This window comes from Mesorhizobium sp. L103C119B0, assembly GCF_000502235.1.
Lineage (GTDB): Bacteria > Pseudomonadota > Alphaproteobacteria > Rhizobiales > Rhizobiaceae > Mesorhizobium.
In genome coordinates this window covers 254,085-276,687 of sequence record NZ_AYXE01000005.1, presented here as the reverse complement: position 1 = coordinate 276,687, position 22,603 = coordinate 254,085, and the positions used below count along the sequence as shown (strand labels likewise).

General features: G+C 63.8%; 18 protein-coding genes. 10 read left to right on the top strand and 8 right to left on the bottom strand.

What is annotated here, in order from left to right:
* Nucleotides 1-119: 119 nt before the first annotated feature.
* From X728_RS155910 to X728_RS155925, 4 genes are all read left to right on the top strand, one after another.
* Nucleotides 120-1,604 carry an aspartate aminotransferase family protein gene (locus X728_RS155910; RefSeq protein ID WP_023831271.1) on the top strand — a complete coding sequence of 495 codons (1,485 nt, stop codon included), beginning with the start codon at nt 120-122 and terminating at the stop codon, nt 1,602-1,604.
* A gap of 35 nt (nt 1,605-1,639) precedes the next feature.
* Nucleotides 1,640-3,025: a glutamine synthetase family protein gene (locus X728_RS155915; protein ID WP_023695949.1), complete on the top strand. Its 1,386-nt coding sequence runs from the start codon at nt 1,640-1,642 to the stop codon at nt 3,023-3,025.
* Nucleotides 3,026-3,144: 119 nt separating this feature from the next.
* Nucleotides 3,145-4,380 carry a putative DNA modification/repair radical SAM protein gene (locus tag X728_RS155920; RefSeq protein ID WP_023831270.1) on the top strand — a complete coding sequence of 412 codons (1,236 nt, stop codon included), beginning with the start codon at nt 3,145-3,147 and terminating at the stop codon, nt 4,378-4,380.
* A 2-nt stretch (nt 4,381-4,382) separates the two neighbouring features.
* Nucleotides 4,383-5,852: a UdgX family uracil-DNA binding protein gene (locus X728_RS155925; RefSeq protein ID WP_023822080.1), complete on the top strand. Its 1,470-nt coding sequence runs from the start codon at nt 4,383-4,385 to the stop codon at nt 5,850-5,852.
* 276 nt (nt 5,853-6,128) lie between these two features.
* On the opposite strand, the gene X728_RS155930 is transcribed toward X728_RS155925, so the two are convergent.
* From X728_RS155930 to X728_RS155945, 4 genes are all read right to left on the bottom strand, one after another.
* Nucleotides 6,129-7,409: a glycerate kinase gene (locus X728_RS155930; protein WP_023822081.1), complete on the bottom strand. Its 1,281-nt coding sequence runs from the start codon at nt 7,407-7,409 to the stop codon at nt 6,129-6,131.
* Between the two features lie 167 nt (nt 7,410-7,576).
* Nucleotides 7,577-8,083 carry a heme-degrading domain-containing protein gene (locus tag X728_RS155935; RefSeq protein ID WP_023711326.1) on the bottom strand — a complete coding sequence of 169 codons (507 nt, stop codon included), beginning with the start codon at nt 8,081-8,083 and terminating at the stop codon, nt 7,577-7,579.
* 311 nt (nt 8,084-8,394) lie between these two features.
* Entirely contained in the window at nt 8,395-9,711 is a 1,317-nt protein-coding gene (gene guaD, locus X728_RS155940) for a guanine deaminase (protein ID WP_023831269.1), read from the bottom strand.
* A gap of 2 nt (nt 9,712-9,713) precedes the next feature.
* Nucleotides 9,714-10,931 (bottom strand): urate hydroxylase PuuD, encoded by a 1,218-nt coding sequence (locus X728_RS155945; RefSeq protein WP_023695954.1) that lies wholly within the window; start codon nt 10,929-10,931, stop codon nt 9,714-9,716.
* A gap of 135 nt (nt 10,932-11,066) precedes the next feature.
* Between X728_RS155945 and X728_RS155950 the strand changes: the two genes are divergently transcribed.
* From X728_RS155950 to X728_RS155960, 3 genes are all read left to right on the top strand, one after another.
* The gene (locus tag X728_RS155950) at nt 11,067-11,987 is read left to right on the top strand and encodes a LysR family transcriptional regulator (RefSeq protein WP_023671373.1); all 921 of its coding nucleotides are present in this window, start codon (nt 11,067-11,069) and stop codon (nt 11,985-11,987) included.
* A gap of 107 nt (nt 11,988-12,094) precedes the next feature.
* Complete coding sequence (locus X728_RS155955) at nt 12,095-13,036, top strand: LLM class flavin-dependent oxidoreductase (RefSeq protein ID WP_023695955.1); 942 nt, start codon at nt 12,095-12,097, stop codon at nt 13,034-13,036.
* The gene (locus X728_RS155960; RefSeq protein WP_023831268.1) at nt 13,033-14,283 is read left to right on the top strand and encodes an LLM class flavin-dependent oxidoreductase; all 1,251 of its coding nucleotides are present in this window, start codon (nt 13,033-13,035) and stop codon (nt 14,281-14,283) included. The genes X728_RS155955 and X728_RS155960 overlap by 4 nt, the downstream gene beginning before the upstream one ends.
* Before the next feature lie 12 nt (nt 14,284-14,295).
* On the opposite strand, the gene xdhC is transcribed toward X728_RS155960, so the two are convergent.
* From xdhC to uraH, 4 genes are all read right to left on the bottom strand, one after another.
* On the bottom strand, nt 14,296-15,312 hold the full coding sequence (gene xdhC / locus X728_RS155965) for a xanthine dehydrogenase accessory protein XdhC (protein ID WP_023831267.1): 1,017 nt from the start codon (nt 15,310-15,312) through the stop codon (nt 14,296-14,298).
* A gap of 74 nt (nt 15,313-15,386) precedes the next feature.
* Nucleotides 15,387-17,753 carry a xanthine dehydrogenase molybdopterin binding subunit gene (gene xdhB / locus X728_RS155970; RefSeq protein WP_023831266.1) on the bottom strand — a complete coding sequence of 789 codons (2,367 nt, stop codon included), beginning with the start codon at nt 17,751-17,753 and terminating at the stop codon, nt 15,387-15,389.
* Nucleotides 17,753-19,234, bottom strand: coding sequence for a xanthine dehydrogenase small subunit (xdhA, locus tag X728_RS155975; RefSeq protein WP_023746345.1), 1,482 nt, complete (start codon nt 19,232-19,234; stop codon nt 17,753-17,755). Before xdhA ends, xdhB begins: the two co-directional genes overlap by 1 nt.
* A 3-nt stretch (nt 19,235-19,237) precedes the next feature.
* Nucleotides 19,238-19,612: a hydroxyisourate hydrolase gene (gene uraH, locus X728_RS155980; protein ID WP_023694734.1), complete on the bottom strand. Its 375-nt coding sequence runs from the start codon at nt 19,610-19,612 to the stop codon at nt 19,238-19,240.
* A gap of 184 nt (nt 19,613-19,796) precedes the next feature.
* On the opposite strand from uraH, the gene puuE reads away from it, so the two are divergent.
* Genes puuE through X728_RS155995 form a run of 3 tightly spaced genes read left to right on the top strand, consistent with a single transcriptional unit; the run spans nt 19,797 to nt 22,601 of the window.
* Nucleotides 19,797-21,215 carry an allantoinase PuuE gene (gene puuE, locus X728_RS155985; RefSeq protein WP_023831265.1) on the top strand — a complete coding sequence of 473 codons (1,419 nt, stop codon included), beginning with the start codon at nt 19,797-19,799 and terminating at the stop codon, nt 21,213-21,215.
* Nucleotides 21,216-21,240: 25 nt separating this feature from the next.
* Complete coding sequence (locus X728_RS155990; RefSeq protein ID WP_023831264.1) at nt 21,241-22,104, top strand: bifunctional allantoicase/(S)-ureidoglycine aminohydrolase; 864 nt, start codon at nt 21,241-21,243, stop codon at nt 22,102-22,104.
* Complete coding sequence (locus tag X728_RS155995; protein ID WP_023831263.1) at nt 22,101-22,601, top strand: ureidoglycolate lyase; 501 nt, start codon at nt 22,101-22,103, stop codon at nt 22,599-22,601. Before X728_RS155990 ends, X728_RS155995 begins: the two co-directional genes overlap by 4 nt.
* Nucleotides 22,602-22,603 lie beyond the last annotated feature (2 nt).

Sequence of the window (22,603 nt, the reverse complement as noted above, 5' to 3'; positions counted from 1 at the left end):
CCCGACTGCGCCGGAAGGTCAAGTCTGCCGAACTTGCTGCTGACCCAATGCAGCGCACCAACACGGCCAATTGCGGTTGCCGTCGCCAATTGGGTAGTGTGCCGGCCGAGAGGGATTTCATGCACAGCACGAACAGTTATTCAAAGGCGTCCATCGGCGGTATCAGCCGTGACCGCATCGCTGCATTGCGGACAAGCGAGGCGAACACCTTCCGCAAGGCGCGGCCGAAATCGCAGGCCAAGGTCGGTAACGGCCTGCCAGGCTTCTTCGGCGGTGTGCCGATGCACTGGATGAACGACTGGCCGACGCCATTCCCGATCCTGGTCGAAAGCGCCAAGGGCGCCGCCATCACGGATATCGACGGCAACAGGCTGGACGATTTCTGCCTCGGTGACACCGGCTCGATGTTCGGCCATTCGCCGCCGCCGGTGGCGCGCGCCATCCGCCGCCAGGCCGGGCGCGGCCTGACCTATATGCTGCCTTCGGAAGATGCGCTGGCCATCGGGCCGCTGCTCACACAGCGTTTCGGTCTGCCGTTCTGGCAGATCGCCACCACCGCCACCGACGCCAACCGCTTCGCGCTGCGCGTCGCCCGCGCCGTCACCGGCCGCGAAAAGATACTGGTCTTCAACGGCTGCTATCACGGCTCGGTCGACGAGACGATGGTCCGGATGGTCGACGGCAAGCCCGTGAATCGGCCGGGGCTGGCGGGTGAGTTTCGCGACCTGACCAAGACGGCGAAGGTCATTGAATTCAACGATGTCGCCGCGCTGCAAGCAGCGCTCAAGGACAAGGATGTCGCCTGCGTCATTGCTGAGCCGGTGCTGACCAATTCCTGCATGGTGCTGCCCGATCCGGGTTTTCACGACGCCTTGCGCAAACTGACGCGCGCGGCCGGAACGCTGCTTCTGATAGACGAGACGCACACGATTTCGACTGGACCCGGCGGCTACACCAGGAAATTCGGGCTGCAGCCCGACCTGTTCGTGCTGGGCAAGCCGATCGCCGGCGGCGTGCCGGCAAGCGTGTGGGGCATGAGCGACGAGGTCGCCTCGCGCTATGCCGACTACAATCGAACCAAGGAGCCGGGCTATTCCGGCATGGGCACGACGCTGTCGGCGAACCCGCTGCAGTTCGCAGCCATGCGCGCAACGCTCGAAGAGGTGATGACGCAGGAGAATTATGCCCGGATGGATCGCCTCGCCCTGCGGCTCGATGCCGGGCTGACCGGCGTCATCGATCGCTACAATCTGCCCTGGCATGTCGCCCGCGTCGGCGCCCGCGTCGAGTTCATCTGCGCCCCTGGCCCGCTCAGGAACGGCGCCGAAGCCGAGACTGCCCATGCGCCGGAGCTTGAGGCGGCTATCCATGTCGCGCTGGTCAACCAGGGCGTGCTGATCGCGCCCTTTCACAACATGATGCTGATCTCACCGGCCACCACCGGCGCCCAGGTCAACCGGCTGATCACCGCCTTCGCCACGGTTGCGGCANTGCTGATCGCGCCCTTTCACAACATGATGCTGATCTCACCGGCCACCACCGGCGCCCAGGTCAACCGGCTGATCACCGCCTTCGCCACGGTTGCGGCAAGGCTGACGGCATGAGACAAGCTGCCAAGCCAAACTCGAGTACACTAATCATGACTTCACCTTCGGGCTCGACGCCCGCCGAGGCGCAAGCCTTTCTCGACGCCCATCCCGAAATCGAAGCCTTCGATATCGTCTTGACCGACGCCAACGGCGTCGGCCGCGGCAAGATCGTGCGCCGGCATGAGCTGAAAAGCATCTTCGAGGGCGGCCGCCACATGCCGATCTCGATCCTCGGCCTCGACATCACCGGCGAGGATGTGCACGAAACCGGGCTGATCTGGACGACTGGAGACGGCGATCTCAGGGCATGGCCCATTCCCGGCACGCTGGTGCCGCTTTACGGCACGAACCCGCCGCGCGGCCAGTTGCTGATGGCGATGTACCATCTCGAGGGACAGCCAATGTCGTCGGACCCGCGCTTGGCGCTGGCCAGGCAGGTCGACATCTTGGCGGCCAAGGGCCTCTATCCCGCCGGCGCCTTCGAACTCGAATTTTTCCTGCTGGCCAATGAGCGCGATGCCGATGGCAAGGTGAAACCGGCGGATGCCGTGCTCGACGGCCGCCGCTCGGCCAAGACGGAAGTCTATTCCGTCGACCATCTGCACGGCATGGAGCCGCTGTTTTCCGACATCTATGCCGCGGCTAAGGCGCAAGGCATTCCGGCCGAAACGGTGATTTCCGAATACGCGCCCGGCCAGTACGAGCTGACGCTGAACTACCGCAAGGATGTCATGCGGGCGGCCGACGACCTCGTCATGTTGAAGCGGCTGGTGCGGGCGCAGGCGCGCCGCCATGGTGTTACCGCCTGCTTCATGGCCAAGCCGATCGAAAAATATGCCGGCTCCGGCATGCATTTCCATGTTTCGCTGCAGGACAAGAACGGCCGCAACGTTTTTGCCGAAGCCGGCGGCGAAAGCTGGTCGCTGCCGCTGCTGCAGGGGCTCGGCGGGCTGATCCAGACCATGGCCGAATCGATGCTGGTGTTTGCGCCGCACGCCAATTCCTGGCGGCGCTTCGTCTCGCAGTCCTATGCGCCGGTGGCGCCGACCTGGGGCGTCAACAACCGTTCGGTGGCGCTGCGCATCCCGGCGGGCGACGCCAAGAACCGGCGCATCGAGCACCGGCCGTCGGGCGTCGACGCCAATCCCTACCTGATCGCGGCAACGGTGCTGGCCGGCATCATCAAGGGTCTGGATGAAGGCCTCGACCCCGGCCCCGAAACCACTGGGAATGGCTATGAAGCCGCCATCACGCGCACGACCATGCCGGTCGACTGGCGCGCCGCGATCGAGGCGGCGCGGGCCTCGAGCTTCCTGAAAGAGGCGCTTGGCGAGGATCTGCATCGCACCTTCGTGGCGATCAAGCAGTCGGAGTATCTGCGCGTCGCCCGCACCGTCAGCGAGCTGGATTACCACCTCTACCTCCATGAGGTCTGAGAGACCGCCTGGAACTCGGGCAGTCGTCCTGCTAGCCCGACGATCAGGCGGCGATTACTTTTTCGCCGCCTGCATCAAATGAGGTGGCGCTGCAGCCTTCAAGAACATATCATGAACGGATGAGCGCACCCACCGTCCGTGAAAAGCTGGCAATCCTGTCTGACGCCGCCAAATACGATGCTTCTTGCGCCTCGTCCGGCTCGGCGAAGAAGGATTCGCTCCAATCCGGCGGTATCGGCTCCACAGAAGGCATGGGCATCTGCCATTCCTACGCGCCGGATGGCCGCTGCATTTCGCTCCTGAAAATCCTGCTCACCAATTTCTGCATTTACGATTGCAGCTACTGCATCAACCGCTCGTCATCGAATGTGCGCCGCGCCCGCTTTAGCATCGACGAGGTGGTGAAGCTGACCATGGACTTTTATCGGCGCAACTACATCGAAGGCCTGTTCCTGTCCTCCGGCGTCATCCGTTCGCCCGACGAGACCATGGCCGAGATGGTGGAGGTGGCGCGGCGGCTGCGGCTGGACGAAAAATTCTCCGGCTATATTCATCTGAAGACCATTCCGGAAAGCTCGGCCGAACTGGTCGAGCAGGCCGGGCTCTACGCCGATCGGCTGTCTATCAACGTCGAACTGCCGACCGATGAGGGCGTCAAGAAACTGGCGCCGGAGAAGAAGCCGGAAACGATCCGGCTTTCCATGGCGAACCTGCGCCGGAAGATGGAGGAAAAGGCCGAGCCGACGCTGAGGACCAAGAAGCGCGAACGCTTTGCGCCCGGAGGTCAGTCGACGCAAATTATTGTCGGCGCCGACAAAACATCCGACGACGGCATTTTGCACACCAGCGCGCGGCTCTATGGCAGCTATCACCTGCGGCGCGTCTATTATTCCGCCTTCAGCCCAATCCCGGATTCGTCATCGTCGCTGCCGCTGCAAAAACCGCCGCTGATGCGCGAGCACCGGCTCTATCAGGCCGACTGGCTGATGCGCTTCTACGGCTTTTCGCAGCCGGAAATCCTCGCCGGCAGCAGCGACGGCATGCTCGATCTCGCCATTGACCCCAAGCTCGCCTGGGCTTTGCGCAATCGGGCGAGGTTTCCCGTCGACATCAACCGCGCCGACCGCGAAGCGCTGCTGCGGGTTCCGGGTCTGGGCACCAAGGTGGTGGCGAAGATCCTTGAAACCCGCCGCCACCGACGCATGCGGCTGGAAGATGTCGGACGGATCTGCCATTCGATCGCCAAGCTGAGGCCCTTCATCATCGCCGAAGGCTGGTCGCCGGGCGGACTCACCGACAAGACAGGCCTGCGCGACACGATCGTAAAGTCCTGCGAACAACTGTCGCTGTTTTGACCATGCAGCCGGCTCAGCTCGACCTTGCCCGATACACTGTCCGGCTAGCGAGCCAGACCGATTTCGCCGGTTGGCGCGATGCGGCACGGCGTCTGGCGCTGAATGAGGTCCGACCTGAGGATATTAGTTGGGGTGTCGGGTCCGACGCCAATGATCCTCAAGATGCCTTGCCGGCGGTGCCAGAGGGCGCGCAGCTTACCGTCCCGCGCGAGTTCATCGCCCATGCCGAAACCGCCTTCTGCCACTCCGACCCCGGCCGGTTTGCCTTTCTCTACTGGATGCTTTGGCGCCTGCGCACCGAGCCGAAACTGCTGGCGATCGCATCCGATCCCGACACCAGGCGGCTCGAAGCCATGGAAAAGGCGGTGCGGCGCGACGGCCATAAGATGCATGCCTTCGTACGCTTCCGGAAGATCGGCGACGGCGAGAACGAGCGCTACGTCGCCTGGTTCGAGCCGGAGCATTTCATTGTCGAGCGCAACGCGGATTTCTTCGTCCGGCGGTTCACCGGCATGCGCTGGACCATCCTGACGCCCTATGCCTCCGCCGACTGGAACGGCGAAAGGCTGGCGATCGGGCCGGGTGCGGCCAAGGGCGATGCACCTGATCAGGACGACACCGAGGCGTTGTGGCTGACCTATTTCGAAAACATCTTCAACCCGGCGCGGCTCAAGGTGAAGGCGATGCAGAAGGAGATGCCGAAGAAATATTGGCGGAACCTTCCCGAGGCCTCGCTCATTCCAGATCTGATCGCAGGAGCGGACGAGGCCGCCAGGGATATGATTGCCAGACTGCCGACAACGCCGGCGCCGCACCACGCCAAGCTGCAGGCAAGACATTGGCCGAAGCCCGAGCCGGCCGAGGCGCCGGATGAAGACGATGCCAAGACGATTTCCGATTTGCGCGAGGCTGCAAAGGGTTGTCGTCGCTGCCCGCTCTGGCGCGACGCGACACAGACCGTGTTCGGCGAGGGGCCGGATGACGCCAAAGTGGTCTTCGTCGGCGAACAACCTGGCGATCAGGAAGATCTCGCCGGCAAACCTTTTGTCGGGCCAGCGGGCAAAGTGTTCGATGCGATTCTCGATGACGCAGGCGTCGACCGGCAAAAAGTCTACGTCACCAACGCCGTCAAGCACTTCAAGTTCGAGCCGCGCGGCAAGCGCCGCATCCACTCGAAGCCAAATACCGGCGAAGTCCAGGCCTGCCGCTGGTGGATCGGCCGGGAGCTTGAGCTGATCAAGCCGGACCTCGCCGTGGCGCTTGGGGCAACGGCGGCGTTGTCGCTGCTGGGCAAGGCCATTGCCGTGACGAAAATGCGCGGCCAGTTGATCGAACGCGATGATGGCTTGCGCGTGTTCATCACCATCCACCCCTCCTTTATTCTGCGTATTCATGAGCCCGCGGACAAGGAGGCAGAGCGCGAGCGGTTTCTCAGGGATATGAGAGAGGTGAAGCGGCTGATGGGGTCGTGAGATGAGCGAAAGCCTCAGCGACATCGTCATCCGCGGGCGGAGCAAGGAGTGAAGCGACGCAGCGCAGACCCGAGGATTCATGCCGCGACGTTTGGACGCTGCTACGGTGCAGAATTCTGCTCCGCTGCGCTCGACGGCTAACATCACGGAATGGACCCGGGGCTTCGCGACGGAGCTTCGCTCCTGCTTCGCCCAGGGATGACGAAGCTGAGTGGCTTCAGCCAATCACCTACGGTCGTGAATCCAACGTTGGAAACTTCGGCCGCCACGGCCGAATTAACTGATTAGGATTGCCCTCAGATCATTCACATTCGTACCCGTCGGCCCCGGCACGAACAGATCGCCGATCGCGTTGAACGCCGTCCAGGCATTGTTGCCGGCCAGCATCGCCTTGGCGTCGATGCCGGCGGCACGCATGCGCGAGACAGTTGAGCCATCGGCAAAGGCGCCGGCATTGTCTTCAGAGCCATCGATGCCGTCGGTATCGGCGGCCAATGCATGAATACCTTCCGCGCCGCTGATACCGATGGCAAAGGCGAGCAGGAATTCGGAGTTGCGGCCGCCCTTGCCCCTTTTTCCGTCAACAGGGGCCCACAAGGTCACGGTCGTCTCGCCGCCGGACAGGATCAGCACCGGCTTTTTGAACGGCCGGTTGCGCGTCGCCACTTCGCGCGCAATGGCTGCATGCACGCCACCGACCTCGCGCGCCTCGCCCTCGATGGAATCGGAGAGGATGACGGCTTCGATGCCCTGCCGTTTTGCCTCAGCGGCTGCCGCTTCCAGCGACACGCCAGCCGAGGCGATCAGGTGCACTTCATTGCGTGAAAAGCGCTGGTCATCCGGATCTGGCGCATCGGCCTCTGGCGAGTTGATGTGCGCCATGACGGCGTCGGGCAGTTTCATGCCGTAGGCCGCTATCGAGGCCAGCGCATCGGCGCGGTTGCCGGAGTCGGGCACGGTCGGGCCGGAGGCCACCAGGGCCGGGTTGTCGCCGGGAATGTCAGAGACAACCAGTGATACCAGTTTGGCCGGCCAGGCGGCAGCTGCCAGCCGGCCGCCCTTGATGGTCGAGAGATGCTTGCGGATTGTGTTCATCGCCGCGATCGGCGCGCCGGAGGCAAGCAGCGCCTCGTTGACGGCGATTTCGTCGGCGAGCGTCAGGCCGGCGGCAGGCGACGGCAGCAGCGCCGATCCTCCGCCCGATATCAGCGCCACTACCAGGTCGTCCGCAGTCAGCCCTTGCACCTTTTCGAGCAGGCGCCGCGACGCCTTAAGACCGGCAGCGTCCGGTACCGGATGTGCCGCCTCGATGATTTCGATGCGCTCGCATCTGGCGCCATAGCCGTAGCGGGTGACGACCAGCCCTTCGATTGGGCCATCCCACACCTTCTCGAACGCGGCCGCCATCTGCGCCGAGCCCTTGCCGGCGCCAATGACAATGGTACGGCCCTTGGGCCTGGCCGGCAGATGATCCCTGATGGTCCGTTCAGGATCGGCAGCGGCAACAGCGGCATTGAAGATCGAGATGAGAAAGGATTTGGGATCGAGCACGGTTATCCTTGGCCGTAACTGGCGGTTTTTAAAATGAGCAAACGTTGGCGCTGCCCCTCACCCTCACCCCGTGAAAGACGGGGAGAGGGGATCGCCAGCGCTCGAGCTTGTCCTTTCTCCCGTCACTATACGGGGAGAAGGTGCCGGCAGGCGGATGAGGGGCAGCGCCAACGTCACGATTTACCTTCCGGCGGCAGCGCCAATTGTGTCCGATCGACGCCGAGATGATCGCACAGTGCATCGACGACGACGCCATGATCCTGGCGTTCCGGCAGGCCGGAGACGGCGATGACGCCGATGACGCCGGCACCCTTTACAGTCACCGGAAACCCGCCGCCGGCCAGTACGTAATCAGCAATATCCAGCCCCTCGCCGACCTTGAAGGTGCGGTCCGGTCGCTGCTGTTCCAGCACCAGACGATAGGTGCTCCTGAGGTAGCGCTTGACCACATTGATCTTGCGTCGTGCCCAGTCGGGGTTGGAGGCGTTTGAACCGGGCATCGCGGCATAAAACAGCGGCCGATCCCACAGCCTGATATCGACAATGATGGGCAGCTTTTCGGCCAGCGCCCGCTCGCGGATCGCCGCGCCGACCTTGAAGGCGACGGCCTCGTCGAAGGCCGGGAAGACCAGCGTCTCTTCCTGTTTCTGGATCAGAGCGATGTCGTCGGCAGCGGCCATTTTGTTCTCCGAAGTCAGTCACAAATCGTGTGTACGACAAGCTCCGCCCGGTCAAGGTCTCGTCGCGGTGGTGGTCTTGCCCCGCCAGGGTCGACCCCCACTCCGTCGAGCTTCTCTCGACACCTCTCCCCCGATCGACAGGGTAGAGGAAGGGCGCCAAGCTGTCCGAACCGGCGCCCGTCCTCCGAAGCAAAGGCTCCCTTCCTCTCCCTCCGGAGGGGGGAGAGGTGGCGCCGCGAAGCGGCGACGGAGTGGGGGACCACTTGGCAACCAGGCGCAATCATCATCTTGTCCCGCGCGGATGATGGGTCCTACCCCACGATCATATCGATCTTGGCCGGCCGCCCCGCAACATAGACCTCGCGCACCGCGCGGTCGTCGCCCAATGTCTGCAGCAGGAACAGCTCCTCCGCCAGCGTCTCCACAGTCTCCATCCTCAGCCGCATCGCCGGCGTGGCGCGGGCGTCGAGCACGGTGATGTCCGCGTCGGTGCCTTCATCCAGCGTGCCGACCTTGTCCGCCACAGACAGCGCCTCGGCATTGCCACGCGTTATCTGCCAGAAGGACTGGAACGGGTTCAGCTTTTCGCCATTCAGCGCAATCACCTTGTAGCCCTCGTCCATGGTGCGCAGCATCGAATAGTTGGTGCCGCCGCCGACATCGGTGGCGGCAGCGATCCTGAGCGGCTTGTCGCGGCGACGAAAGCGCTGGTAGTCGAACAGGCCGGAGCCGAGGAACAGGTTCGAGGTCGGGCAGAACACCGCCACCGAGCCTGAGTCCGACAGCGCATCGGCCTCTCGTTCCGAGAGATGGATGCAGTGGCCGAACAGGCTCTTTGGCCCCAGCAGGCCATACTGCTCGTAGACATCGGTGTAGTCGCGCGCCTGCGGATAGAGTTTTTGCGTGAAGGCGATTTCGGCGTGGTTTTCCGACAGATGCGTCTGCATGTGCAGGTCGGGGTTTTCGCGGCAGAGCGTGCCGGCCATCTCCAGCTGCTCGGGCGAGGAGGTGATGGCGAAGCGCGGCGTGATCGCATAAAGCTGGCGGCCCTTGCCGTGCCATTCCGCAATCAGCGCCTTCGTATCGTCATAGCCGGATTGCGGCGTGTCGAGCACGCCTGCCGGCGCATTGCGGTCCATCATCACCTTGCCGGCAATGTTGAGCATGCCGCGCGCATGCGATTCGGCAAAGAACGCTTCGGCAGACGCCTTGTGCACCGAGCAGTAGGCGGCGACCGTCGTCGTGCCGTGGCGCACCATCTCGTCCAGGAACAGCCGGGCGATGCGGCGGCCATGCTGGGCGTTGGCGAATTTGGTCTCTTCGGGAAAGGTGTAGGTGTTCAGCCAGTCGAGCAGTTCGGCGCCGTAGGAGGCAATGACCTGCATCTGCGGGAAATGCGCATGCGCATCGATGAAGCCGGGCAGCAGCAGATGCGGCCGATGATCGATCTTTTTCGCACCGTCGCCCGCTTGCTTTTCGACTTCCGTGTAGCTGCCCACGGCAACGATCCGGCCGTCGCGGATCAGCAGGCCGCCATCCTCCTCATAGCGCCAGGCGGCATGGTCGTCGATGGCTTCGGGCCAGCGCAAAAAACTTAGGGTGCGGCCGCGCAGAAGTGTGGAGGTCATCCCTATTTCCCTGCGCCTTCGAACCAGGCGACCAGCAGCGCCCGTTCCTTGTCGCTGATCTGGGTGACGTTGGCGGGCGGCATGGCGTGGCTGCGCCCGGCCTGCAAATAGATTTCACGCGCATGCTCGGCAATGCCGGCGTCGGTGTCGAGCATCACGCCCTTCGGCGCATGGTAGATGCCTTCATAGACCGGCTCGGCCGTATGGCACATCGAGCAGCGGCCAAGCACGGTGTCGCGCACCGCCGGGAAATGCGACGAGGCGATATAGACTTCGGCCGCGGCGGATGCCTTGGGCTCGCCGGTCAGTATTTTCGGCGCTGTCGACAGCCACATGATGATGACGAATAGCACCGCAGCCGCCATCCAGGTCCAGTGGGGGTTGCCGGCACGCTTATGCACGGTGTTGAAATAGTGCCGGATCAAGACGCCGATGATGAACACCAGCGAGGCGATGACCCAGTTGAACTCCGTCGCAAACGCCAGCGGATAGTGGTTCGACAGCATCAGGAACAGCACGGGCAGCGTCAGGTAATTGTTGTGCAGCGAGCGCTGCTTGGCGATTTTGCCGTATTTCGGGTCGGGCTTGCGGCCGGCAATCAGGTCGGCGACGACGATCTTCTGGTTTGGAATAATCACCATGAAGACATTGGCCGACATGATCGTGGCGGTGATGGCGCCCAGATGCAGGAAAGCGGCGCGGCCGGTGAACAGATGCGTCAGACCCCAGGCGATGAACACCAGCACGCCATAGAGCACCAGCATCAGTCCGGTGTCACTTTTGCCGAGCGGCGACCGGCAGAGCAGATCGTAGACTACCCAGCCGACGCCGATGGTGGCCATCGACAAAAGGATGCCGACCGGCACCGACATCGGCAGCACATTGGGGTCGATCAGGAACAAATCGGCGCCGGCATAGTAGACCACGCACAGCATGGCGAAGCCGGACAGCCAGGTGGCGTAGGATTCCCACTTGAACCAGGTCAGGTGTTCCGGCATTTCGGCCGGCGCCACCAGATATTTCTGGACGTGGTAGAAGCCGCCGCCATGCACCTGCCATTCCTCGCCGAATGCGCCGGCCGGCATGCCGGGGCGCTGGCGCAGCCCAAGGTCGAGCGCGACGAAATAGAAGGACGAGCCGATCCAGGCGATGCCGGTGACGACGTGCAGCCAGCGCACGGCGAAACTCAGCCAGTCCCAGAAAATCGCGAAATCCATCATGTGAAATCGTCCCTGCCGATCGGCTGACTTTACGGTGTGGGGCGCAAACGAAAAGAGGCGAGGTGTACGATGACTTTCAAAAAAAAATGGAAAATACTAGGCTGACCACGTACGCCGCCAAATAAAGAGCCACGAATGGCCTATCTCGACAACATCGCCGTCTTCGTCCGCGTCGTCGAGCTTGGCAATCTCTCGGCGGCGGGCCGCGACATGCGCATTTCGCCGGCGGTCGCCTCCAACCGCATCAAGGAGCTGGAAAAACACCTCGGCGTGCGGCTGTTCAACCGCACCACACGGCAATTAATGCCGACGGAGCATGGCACGGTGTTCTACTCCGGCGCCAAGCAGGTGCTGGAGGCGATCACCGAGGCGGAAGCCGCGGTCTCGGCTCTTTCCGGCCAGCCGCGCGGCACCATCAAGGTGACCGCACCGCTCGGCCTTGGACGGCGGCTCGTGGCGTCGGGCATTCCGGATTTCCACGACAAATACCCCGATATCGAGGTGCGGCTGAGGCTCTCCGACCACAATATCGACATCATGAAGGAAGGCATCGACGTCGCCTTCAAGCTCGGCATCATCGAGGATTCCAGCCTGCGGATGCGCGGCATCATGGAATGTGAACGCGTGCTGGTGGCGGCACCGAAATATCTCGAAGCGCGCGGCGAGCCGGTGGAGCCACAGGAGCTGATCGGCAAGAAGCACGACTGCCTGATGCTGCGCTATTCCGGGGCGCGCGAATATGTCTGGACGCTGCAGACGCCGTCCGGCCCGCAGAAATTCGAGGTGCACGGCCCCTACGACACCGACGATGGCGATGTGCTGACCGGCTGGGCGCTGTCGGGCCGCGGCATCATCAACAAGCCGCGCTTCGAGGTCGAACCCTTCATCCGCGACCGGCGGCTGCAGGTCATCCTGGCCAGCACGCCGCCAACGCCGGTGCAGTTCGCCGCCGTCTATCCGCACAAGAAGCTGCAGGATCCAAAGGTGCGGCTGTTGCTCGACTTCATGGCCGAGCGTTGCCAGCGGCTGATCAAGGATTTGCTGGCCGGCAAGTGAGGGGCTGTTGGCCCAGTCGCCAGGGTTGTCTTACAAGCAGGTGACCTTAGGTTCGCATACGCCGCCCTATGATCGATGGTCCCATGCCGACTGACCAGCAAGCCACAATGCATCTTGCCGTTTCGCTCAACATTACTTCCGGGCAGCCGCTCGGGTTCAGCGACCTGGCCGGTTTTGCCAAGCAAGCGGAAGCGGCGGGGCTGGACATGATTGTCCTCGATGATTCCGCGCCGAACAGCGCCGGGTCGAGTTCTTTCGAAGCGACGACCTTGCTGGCGGCGCTGGCGACGGTGACAAGTCGGATCGGCCTTGTCGCTGCAGCCTCGACGGTGGCTCACCAGCCGTACAATCTGGCGCGCCGTCTTGCTTCGCTCGACATCATCAGCCATGGCCGCGCCGGCTGGCACGCGACCATGGCGCAGGCGCCACGGGAAGCCGCCAATTTCAGCCGGCCGGATGGATTTTCCGACGATGTGTTCCGCCGCCGCACGCAGGAATACATCGGCATCGTTCAGCGCCTGTGGCAGGGCTGGGATGCCGACGCGCTGCTGTTCGACAAGATCGGCGGCCGCTTCCACGATCCCGAAAAAATGCACCTGCTCGACCACAAGGGCGAATTTTTCTCCGTGCGCGGGCCGCTGAACGTCGCGCGCTCGCCGCAGGATACGCCGGTGCTGGTGCTGTCCGGCCTGTCCGAGGCCGACCTGGATATGGCCGCCCGCACTGCCGATGTCGTCCTGCTGGACAGACCCACAAAGGACCCCAAGGCGCGCCATGACGATCTCAAGCGCCGCGTTGTGGCCTGCGGACGCGATCCGGGTGCGGTCAAGCTGCTGCTGAACGTTGGCGCAGATGTCGCTGCCAACGCGCTCGAAACATGGTTCAGCTCGCAAAGCTGCGACGGGTTCAACATCGCAATACCGCCTGCGGCGATTGACGGTTTCATCGGCCGCGTGCTGCCGGAATTGCAGCGCCGCGGCCTCGTCCGCCCGGATTATCCCGGCACCACCTTGCGCTCTCATCTCAGACTTGCCGGAGGAGCGCAATGACCCGCCAGATGAAGCTTGGCGCCTTCCTGTGGGCGACGGGCCACCACATCGCCGCCTGGCGTCACCCCAAGGCGCATGTCACGGCAGGCATCGACATCGATCATTACATCCAGCTGGCGCGCACGGCGGAAGCGGCGAAGTTCGACATGGTGTTCTGCGAGGACGCCGCCGGTCTGCGCGAAGCCAATGTCGGCATCGCCAGCCAGACCTCACGCTCGATCGGCTTCGAGCCGATCAGCCTGCTGTCCGCGCTCGCCGTGCAGACCAGCCGCATCGGCCTCGTTTCGACGGCGTCGACCAGCTACAACGAGCCCTACGGCCTGGCGCGCACCTTTCTGTCGCTCGATCATCTGAGTGGTGGCCGGACTGGCTGGAACCTGGTGACGTCGGCCAGCCCCATCGAAGCCGCCAATTTCGGCGCGACGGGCCTGAAACCGCATGCCGACCGCTACGAGCGGGCGCGCGAATTCGCCGAGGTGGTATCAGGACTTTGGCAAGGCAGTGGCTTTCACGATCACAACGGCCAGAGCTTTTCGGTGCGCGACCCGCTCGACCTGCCGCGCTCGCCGCAGGGCGCGCCGGTGATGGTGCAGGCCGGCGCCTCGGATGTCGGCCGCGACCTTGCCGCCCGCACCGCCGACGTCGTGTTCACGGCGGCGCAGACCCTCGAGGAAGCCAAGGGCTTTTACGACAACCTCAAGGGCCGTATGGCTGCCTATGGGCGGGAACCCGACGACATCAAGATCATGCCCGGCGTCTCCCCGGTGGTGGCAGACACCGAGGCCGAAGCGCGGGAGAAACAGGAGGAATTCCAGGCGCTGATCCCCGACGATGTCGGCGTGGCGCTACTGTCCAGCTATCTCAGCATCTCCGATCTCGGGAGCTATCCGATCGACGGACCGATGCCCGAGCTGCCGGAGACCGAGGGAATGAAAAGCCGCCAGGCGCTGGTCATCGAACAATCGCGCCGCGACGGCCTGTCGATCCGCCAGCTTGCGCGCCATTTCGCCGGCGCACGTGGCCATTGGCGTATCGTCGGCACGCCGGCGCAGATCGCTGACGAATTGCAGGCGCGGTTCGAGGGCGGCGGCGCGGACGGCTTCAACGTCATGCCGTCATACTTCCCCGGCGAGCTCGATGCCTTTGCCACGCTGGTGGTGCCGGAACTGCAGCGGCGCGGACTGTTCCGTCGGGAATACGAAGGCAGCACCTTGCGAGATCATCTCGGCCTGAAGCGGCCTGCTTAGCCGCGCCGAAGCTTAGCCGGCCATCATCTTATGCTGGACTTGATGGTCGGCATTCGGCGCGGTGTTGTGAACGACCAGTGCCGTCATGATCTCGGCTGCCGCGAGCGCCGCGATCACCGGCGGGCGCTTGTCCCTGACGGCGTCGCCGCCGATCGGGGAGACGAGGCGGGCCAACTCAGCCTCCGTGCCATCCGCCGATTTCAGGAACCAGTTCCTGAACGTCGCTCTCTTGGTTTTCGAGCCGATCATGCCGACATAGGCCGCGTCGTCGCGCTTCAGCGCCTCGGCGACGATGAGGAAATCCAGCGCATGGTCGTGGGTGAGGATGGCGAAGGCGGTGCCGGCGGGGGCGTTTCGCACCTCGGCCTCGGGCATCGGCGTCAGCAGCGTCTCGACGGTTTCCGACATGCCTTCCAGCGCTTCGGCCCGCGTCTCGATGACGACACCACGCACGGGAAGAAGTGCAACGGTCGAGGCCAGCGCCTGGCCGACATGGCCGCCGCCGAAGATATAGACATGCGGCAGGTGGGCTTCCTCGGCTTCTGCGGCCGCGATCAGCTCGGCAGCAAGCGCGGCATCGACGATACGGATCAAGACTTCGACGCGCCCGCCGCAGCACTGGCCGATCTCGGGACCTAGCGGCACGTCAAGCGTGGCGCGGACTTCATCGACCGCGATGCGGGCTTCTTTACCCTCCCCCTTGTGGGGAGGGTCGGTGAGCGGACGCCGCGTGGCGGCGTCCGCGAAACGGGGTGGCTTGGCACGATCGTCCGCACCCCCCCCCCCNGCTTCGCCGGCCGACCCTCCCCACAAGGGGGAGGGTGAAGACCCCACCATCTGCCTCGCCTTGTCGATCGCCATGTACTCGAGCTGACCGCCGCCGATCGTGCCAAAAATCGCCGCCTGCGATACGAGCATGAAGGCGCCCTTCTCGCGCGGAGTCGAGCCTTTGGTGCCGGCCACTTCGACCAGAGCAAGCCGGCCGGCGCTGGCGAGAAAAGCTCTGAGGCTTTGCACTTTCGACTTCATATTTCGCATTCCCGTACGGGAAATATAGGGTTTTTCAGTCTGAATTGCACGTTTTGCCAGAATCCAGGTCAGAGTCAGGCGCTATTCTTGGCTTCACCCTTCAGCCGTTCGATCGCCATCAGCACCCGTTCTGGTGTTGCAGGAGCGTCGAGACGCGGACAGACCTTATGATCGGCCACACTTGCCACCGCGTCCGACAGCGCATGCAGCACAGACATGCCGAGCGGGAAGGGCGGTTCGCCGACCGCCTTGGAACGGTGCACCGTCGGCTCGTTGGCCTCCGGCCAGTCGGCCAGCGTGACGTTGAATATCTTCGGCCGGTCGGACGCGAGCGGGATCTTATAGGTCGACGGCGCATGCGTGCGCAGCCGGCCCTTGTCGTCCCACCACAGCTCCTCCGTCGTCAGCCAGCCCATGCCCTGGATGAAGCCGCCCTCGATCTGGCCGAGATCGATGGCGCGGTTCAGCGAGCGGCCGGTTTCATGCAATATGTCGGTGCGCTCGACGACATATTCGCCGGTCAGCGTGTCGACCGAGACTTCCGAGCACGAGGCGCCATAGGCGAAATAATAGAACGGACGGCCCTCGCCCTTGTCACGGTTCCAGTGGATTTTCGGCGTCTTGTAAAAACCCGCCGCCGACAGTTGGATGCGGGCCATATAGGCCTGCTTGACAAGGTCGGTGAAGGCGATCTCCTGGTTGCCGATGCGCACCCGGTTGGGCAGGAAAAGCACCTGCTCGCGCGGCACCTGGTATTTTTCGGCGGCGAAGTCGGTCAGCCGTTCCTTGATCTGGCGGGCGCCGTTCTGCGCCGCCATGCCGTTGAGGTCGGTGCCGGACGACGCCGCGGTGGCCGAAGTGTTGGGCACCTTGCCGGTGGTCGTCGCGGTGATCTTGACCTGGTCGAGGTCGATCTGGAACTCTTCCGCCACCACCTGCGCCACCTTGACGTAGAGGCCTTGCCCCATCTCGGTGCCGCCGTGATTCAGATGCACCGAACCGTCGGTGTAGACATGCACCAGCGCGCCGGCCTGGTTGTAGTGGGTGGCTGTGAAAGAGATGCCGAATTTGACCGGCGTCAGCGCCAGGCCGCGCTTGATGAAGCGGCTGTTGGCGTTGAAGGCCTGGATGATGCGGCGGCGCCCCGCATAGTCGGCGCTCGCCTCCAGCTCGGCGACGATGCGGTGGATGATGTTGTCCTCGACCGTCTGGTGATAAGGGGTGACGTTGCGGCCCCCGTCTTTATCACCACTGGTGCCATAAAAATTCTGCTTGCGGATTTCGAGCGGGTCCTTGCCGACGGCAAAGGCAACCTCGTCGATGACGCGTTCGGCGCCGACCATGCCCTGCGGGCCGCCGAAGCCGCGAAACGCCGTGTTCGACACGGTGTTGGTGTAAAGCGGCGCCGATTGCGCATGCACCGCCGGCCAGAAATAGGTGTTGTCGCAATGGAACAGCGCGCGGTCGGTGACCGGGCCGGACAGGTCCGAGGAAAAGCCGCAACGCGCCGCGAACATGAAGTCGACGCCAAGAATGTTGCCGGCGTCGTCGAAACCTACTTCGTAGTCGACGAGGAAGTCATGGCGCTTGCCGGTGGCAATCATGTCGTCGTCACGGTCGGGCCGGATCTTGACCGCGCGATGGTGTTTCTTGGCGGCGATCGCAGCCAATGCCGCAAACTGGTTGCCTTGCGTCTCCTTCCCGCCGAAGCCGCCACCCATGCGGCGGATTTCCACTGTGATGGCGTTGCTCGGCACGCCCAGCGCATGGCTGACCATATGCTGGACTTCGCTCGGATGCTGGGTCGAGGAATAGATGGTGACGTCCTGGTCCTCGCCAGGAATGGCCACTGCGATATGGCCTTCGAGATAGAAATGCTCTTGGCCGCCGATGCGCATCTTGCCCTTCAGCCGGCGGGGCGCCGCCTTGATCGCGGCAGCGGCATCGCCACGCTTCAGCGTGAGCGGCGGCGTGACCAGCTTGTCCGTGCGGGGGTCGAGATCGCCAATGTCGGTGACGAAAGGCAATGGACTGTATTCGACCTTGGCCAGCCGGGTGGCGCGGCGCGCCTGTTCGCGCGTCTTGGCAATAACGCAGAAGATCGGCTGACCATAAAACTGCACCTTGTCGTCGGCCAGCACCGGCTCGTCGTGTCGACCGGTCGGCGAAATGTCATTTTCGCCCGGAACGTCCTTGGCCGTCAGCACATCGACGACGCCCGGCGCCGCGCGCACCGCCGACAGATCCATTTTGCTGATCGTCGCATGCGTCGCCGTGGACAGGCCGAGGCAGCCATGCAGCATGCCCGCCGGTTCCGGCATATCGTCGATATAGACCGCGCTGCCGCTGACATGCTTGTGCGCGGAATCGTGGCGCTGGTCGGCGGCGACGCCACCGGAAATCTTCTGCGCCTTGAGATCTGGAGAGGCGTGCTTGTTCATCAGGCCGCCTCGTTGCGTGACACCTGGAACGGCGCCTTGCTGCCGCTGGTTTCGGCAAAAAAGCGCAGCAGCAGGTTCCTGGCCGCCAGCGCCCGGTACTCGGCCGATGCCCGCATATCGGTCAGCGGGGTGAAATCGCCGGCATATTCAGCCATGGCCGCTTCCACCGTTGTCTCCGTCCACGGCTTGCCGAGCAGCGCTTTTTCGACACCGAAAGCCCGCTTCGGGGTGGCCGCCATGCCGCCATAGGCGATGCATATATCGGCCACGGTTCCGTCCTTGGCCAAGTCGAGGAAAAAGGCGCCAAGGGCTGCGGTGATGTCCTCGTCGCGGCGCTTGGTGATCTTGTAGACGGCAAACTTCGTGCCCTTGGCCGGCACGGGAACGTGCACGGCCTCGACGAATTCGCCTGGCTGCCGGTCCTGCTTGCCATAGGCGATGAAGAAATCCTCGAGCGCGATGGTGCGCCGCTTCTTGCCGCGGCGCAGCGTCAGTTGCGCACCAAGCGCGATCAGGGGCGGCGGCGTGTCGCCGATCGGCGAGCCATTGGCGATGTTGCCGCCGATGGTGCCCATGTTTCGTACCTGTTCGCCGCCGATGCGGTCGAACAATGGCCCGAGCGCGGGGATGCGCTTGGCCAGTGTCGCGAAGGCGTCGGTGTAGGTAACGCCGGCGCCGATGGTGATGACGTCATTGTCTTCGGAGATCGCGCACAGCCCCTCGAGATTGCCGATGAAGACTACCGGTGAGATGTCGCGCATGTGCTTGGTGACCCACAGGCCGACGTCGGTCGAGCCGGCGACAACAGTGGCGTCGGGTTCCTTATCCAGTACAGCGGCGAAATCATCGGCGTTGGCCGGGACGATCAACCTCAGCTTGCCGGCGCCGATTTCGACGCGGGCACCGTCATGCATAGCCTCGAGCCTGGCGGTGATCGCCTTGCGCTCGGCCGCCAGCGGATCCTTCGCCGCCTTGCCGTAGCTGGAGATGGCACGCGCGGCGCGCATGATTGCCTCATAGCCGGTGCAGCGGCAAAGATTGCCTTGCAAGGCCTTCTCGATCGCCGCATTCGACGGGTCCGGCGACTTCATCCACAAGCCGTAGAGCGACATGACGAAGCCCGGCGTGCAGAAGCCGCATTGCGAAGCGTGGAAATCGACCATCGCCTGCTGCACCGGATGCAATTGGCCAGGCGCGCCGCGCAGATGCTCGACGGTGACGACATGGGTGCCGTCGAGCGAACCGAGGAAACGGATGCAGGCGTTGACGCTTTCATAAACCAGCTTGCCGGCGGACAATTTTCCGACCAGGACCGTGCAGGCGCCGCAATCGCCCTCGGCGCAGCCTTCCTTGGTGCCGCGCAGCGAGCGGTCGAGCCGCAGCCAGTCGAGCAAGGTCGCGTCGGGCGCCACCGACGACAGCGCGACATCCCTGCCATTGAGGATGAAGCGGATCTCGTTGCGTATGGTGATCTTGGCCATGCGTCAGCTCCCCCTGTAGGTCGAGTAGCCATAAGGAGAGATAAGCAACGGCACGTGATAATGCACGGATTCCGCCATGCCGAAGCGGATCGGCACACTGTCGAGGAAGGCCGGTTCCGGCAGTTTGGTGCCCTGGCCGCGTAGATAGTCACCGGCGGCGAACACCAGTTCGTATTCTCCAAGGCGGAATTCCGCTCCTGCCAGCAGCGGCGCATCGCAGCGGCCGTCGGCATTTGTGACGACGGTCTTCAAATGTATCCGCGCGTCGCTCTCAAGATGATAAAGCGCGATCGACAGGCCCGCCGCCGGCTTGCCGGTCGCGGTGTCGAGCACATGCGTCGTCAGACGTCCGCCATCGGCTTTCGACGTTTCTGCCACTGGCGCCTCCCATTTCCGATACAGCCGAACAAAGCAGTGAATTGTGCGCCAATTAAAGGCGATGCATAAGTCCCGGTCGAGCGGAGTGGCACAAAAACACTTTCAAAAATTTCGGGGGAATGCGCGAGCAACCCTTTCGACTATCCTGATCATAACTTCCGGCAGCGTCCGGCGGGGAGGGGCAATGCGTTACTCTAGAGACATGCGCGGCTACGGAGCCAATCCGCCGGATCCGAAATGGCCGGGCGGTGCGCATGTGGCCGTCCAATTCGTCGTCAACTACGAGGAAGGCGGCGAGAACTGCGTGCTGCACGGCGACAAGGCCTCGGAAGCCTTTCTGTCGGAAATCGTCGGCGCCGCGCCCTGGGTCGGCCAGCGCCACTGGAACATGGAATCGATCTACGAATATGGCGCGCGGGCAGGCTTCTGGCGGCTGCTGCGCCTGTTCAGCGAGGCGCAAGTGCCGGTGACCTGCTACGGGGTCGCCTCAGCATTAGCCCGGTCGCCCGACCAGGTGGCGGCGATGCAGGAGGCCGGCTGGGAAATGGCCTCGCACGGGCTGAAATGGATCGACTACCGCGACCACAGCGCCGAGGACGAGCGCCGCGACCTCGAAGCGGCGATCAAGCTGCACTACGAGGTGACAGGCCAACGGCCGACCGGCTGGTACACCGGCCGCACCTCGGTCAATACGGTGCGGTTGGTGGCCGAAGAGGGCGGCTTCGACTATGTGTCGGACACTTATGACGACGAACTGCCCTACTGGTTCGAGCACGGCGGCGGCGCGCAACTCGTCATCCCCTACACGCTCGATGCCAACGACATGCGTTTCGCCACGCCGCAGGGATTCAATTCCGGCGACCAGTTCTTCGCCTATTTGAAGGACAGTTTCGACACGCTCTATGCCGAGGGCAAAGCGGGCCGGCCGCGGATGATGAATATCGGCCTGCATTGCCGCCTCGTCGGACGTCCCGGGCGGGTGGCGGCGCTGAAGCGCTTCGTCGACTATGTCAGATCGCACGACAAGGTCTGGCTGGCACGGCGCATCGATATCGCCAGGCACTGGCAGGAGAACCACCCTTACCAGCCGGCGGCGCTCAAGCCGTCGAAGATGGCGTTCGAGACCTTCGTCGACACTTTCGGCGGCGTGTTCGAACATTCGCCCTGGATCGCCGAACGTGCCTATGAGCTGGAGCTTGGGCCGGCGCATGACAGCGCCGGCGGCCTGCACAATGCGCTCTGCCGCGTCTTCCGCGCCGCCAGCGAAACCGAGCGGATCGGCGTCCTCAACGCGCATCCCGATCTCGCCGGAAAACTGGCCAAGGCGCGGCGGCTGACGGCGGAATCGACCCGCGAGCAGGCCTCCGCCGGACTCGACGCGCTGACCGACAAGGAGCGCGAGCTGTTTTCCAAGCTCAACGCCGCTTACGTCACCACCTTCGGCTTCCCCTTCATCATCGCGGTGCGGGGCAAGACCAAGGAGGAGATCCTCGCCGAGTTCGAGGCGCGCATCGGCAACAGCCGCGGCATCGAACTCGATACCGCCTGCAAACAGGTCGAGCGCATCGCGCTGCTCCGCCTGAAAGACATGCTCCCGCTCTAATGAAATGACCGAGGGGTCAGGACCTATGGATATGATCAAGACTGACCAGAAAACCTACTATGCGCCGCGTGGCGGCCATCCTGGCCAAAATGAGCTTTTGACCGGCCGCGCCGTCTTCACCGAAGCGTATGCCGTCATCCCCAAGGGGGTGATGCAGGACATCGTCACCAGCCCACTGCCGTTCTGGGACGAGACCAGGGCCTGGATCATCGCGAGGCCGCTGTCGGGCTTTGCTGAGACATTTTCGCAGTACATCGTCGAGATCCTGCCTGGCGGCGGCAGCGACCGGCCCGAGCCGGACGCCGGCGCCGAGGGCGTGCTGTTCGTGGTTGAGGGCGAGTTGACCGTTTCGCTGGCCGGCAAGAAGCACGTGCTGCAAGCCGGCGGTTTTGCCTTCCTGCCGCCGGACAGCGGCTGGACGGTGCGCAACGAAGGTCGCGACGCCGTACGCTTCCACTGGATCAGGAAGGCCTATGAGCCCGTCGACGGCATCGACGCGCCGGAAGCCCTGTTCAGCAGTGACCAGCAAGTGGCGCCAACGCCGATGCCCGGCACCGAGGGCCGCTGGGCGACGACCCGTTTCGTCGATCCGGCCGACATTCGCCACGACATGCATGTCACCATCGTCACACTCGAGCCCGGCGCCGTCATCCCGTTTGCCGAGACGCATGTCATGGAGCACGGGCTCTATGTCTTGGAAGGCAAGGCGGTCTACCGCCTCAACCAGGACTGGGTCGAGGTCGAGGCCGGCGACTTCATGTGGCTGCGCGCCTTCTGCCCGCAGGCCTGCTACGCGGGCGGCCCAGGCAAATTCCGCTATCTCCTTTACAAGGACGTCAACCGGCACGCCAAGCTCGGCGGGGCGGGCTTTGGCGGTCGCGCGCGGTGACCCGCATCACAGCGCGGCCGCTGACCCGCGAAAGCTTTGCCGGCTTCGGCGATGTCATCGACATGGGCGGCGGCAATCACTACCCGATCAATGGCGGCAAGACCGAGCGCTACCACGATCTCGCCACCGCTGAAGCCGCGGGACCGAATGCCCGCGTGGTGATCTCGATGGCGCGCGGGACGCCTTACGACCTGCCGCTGAAGCTGACCATGGTCGAGCGCCATCCCTTAGGCAGCCAGGCGTTCATCCCGCTGTCACCGCGGCCTTTCCTGGTCGTCGTCTGCCATGACGGCAAGGACGGTCCGGGCGAGCCGCACGCCTTCATCACCGCACCCGGGCAAGGCGTCAACTATCCGCGCAATCACTGGCACGGCGTGCTGACGCCGCTCGGCGAAGCGCAGGATTTCGTCATCGTCGACCGCGGCGGTGACGGCTCCAACCTCGAAGAGTTCCATTTCTCGCACCCCTACGAAGTCCATCTCCCTAACGAGACCTGAGA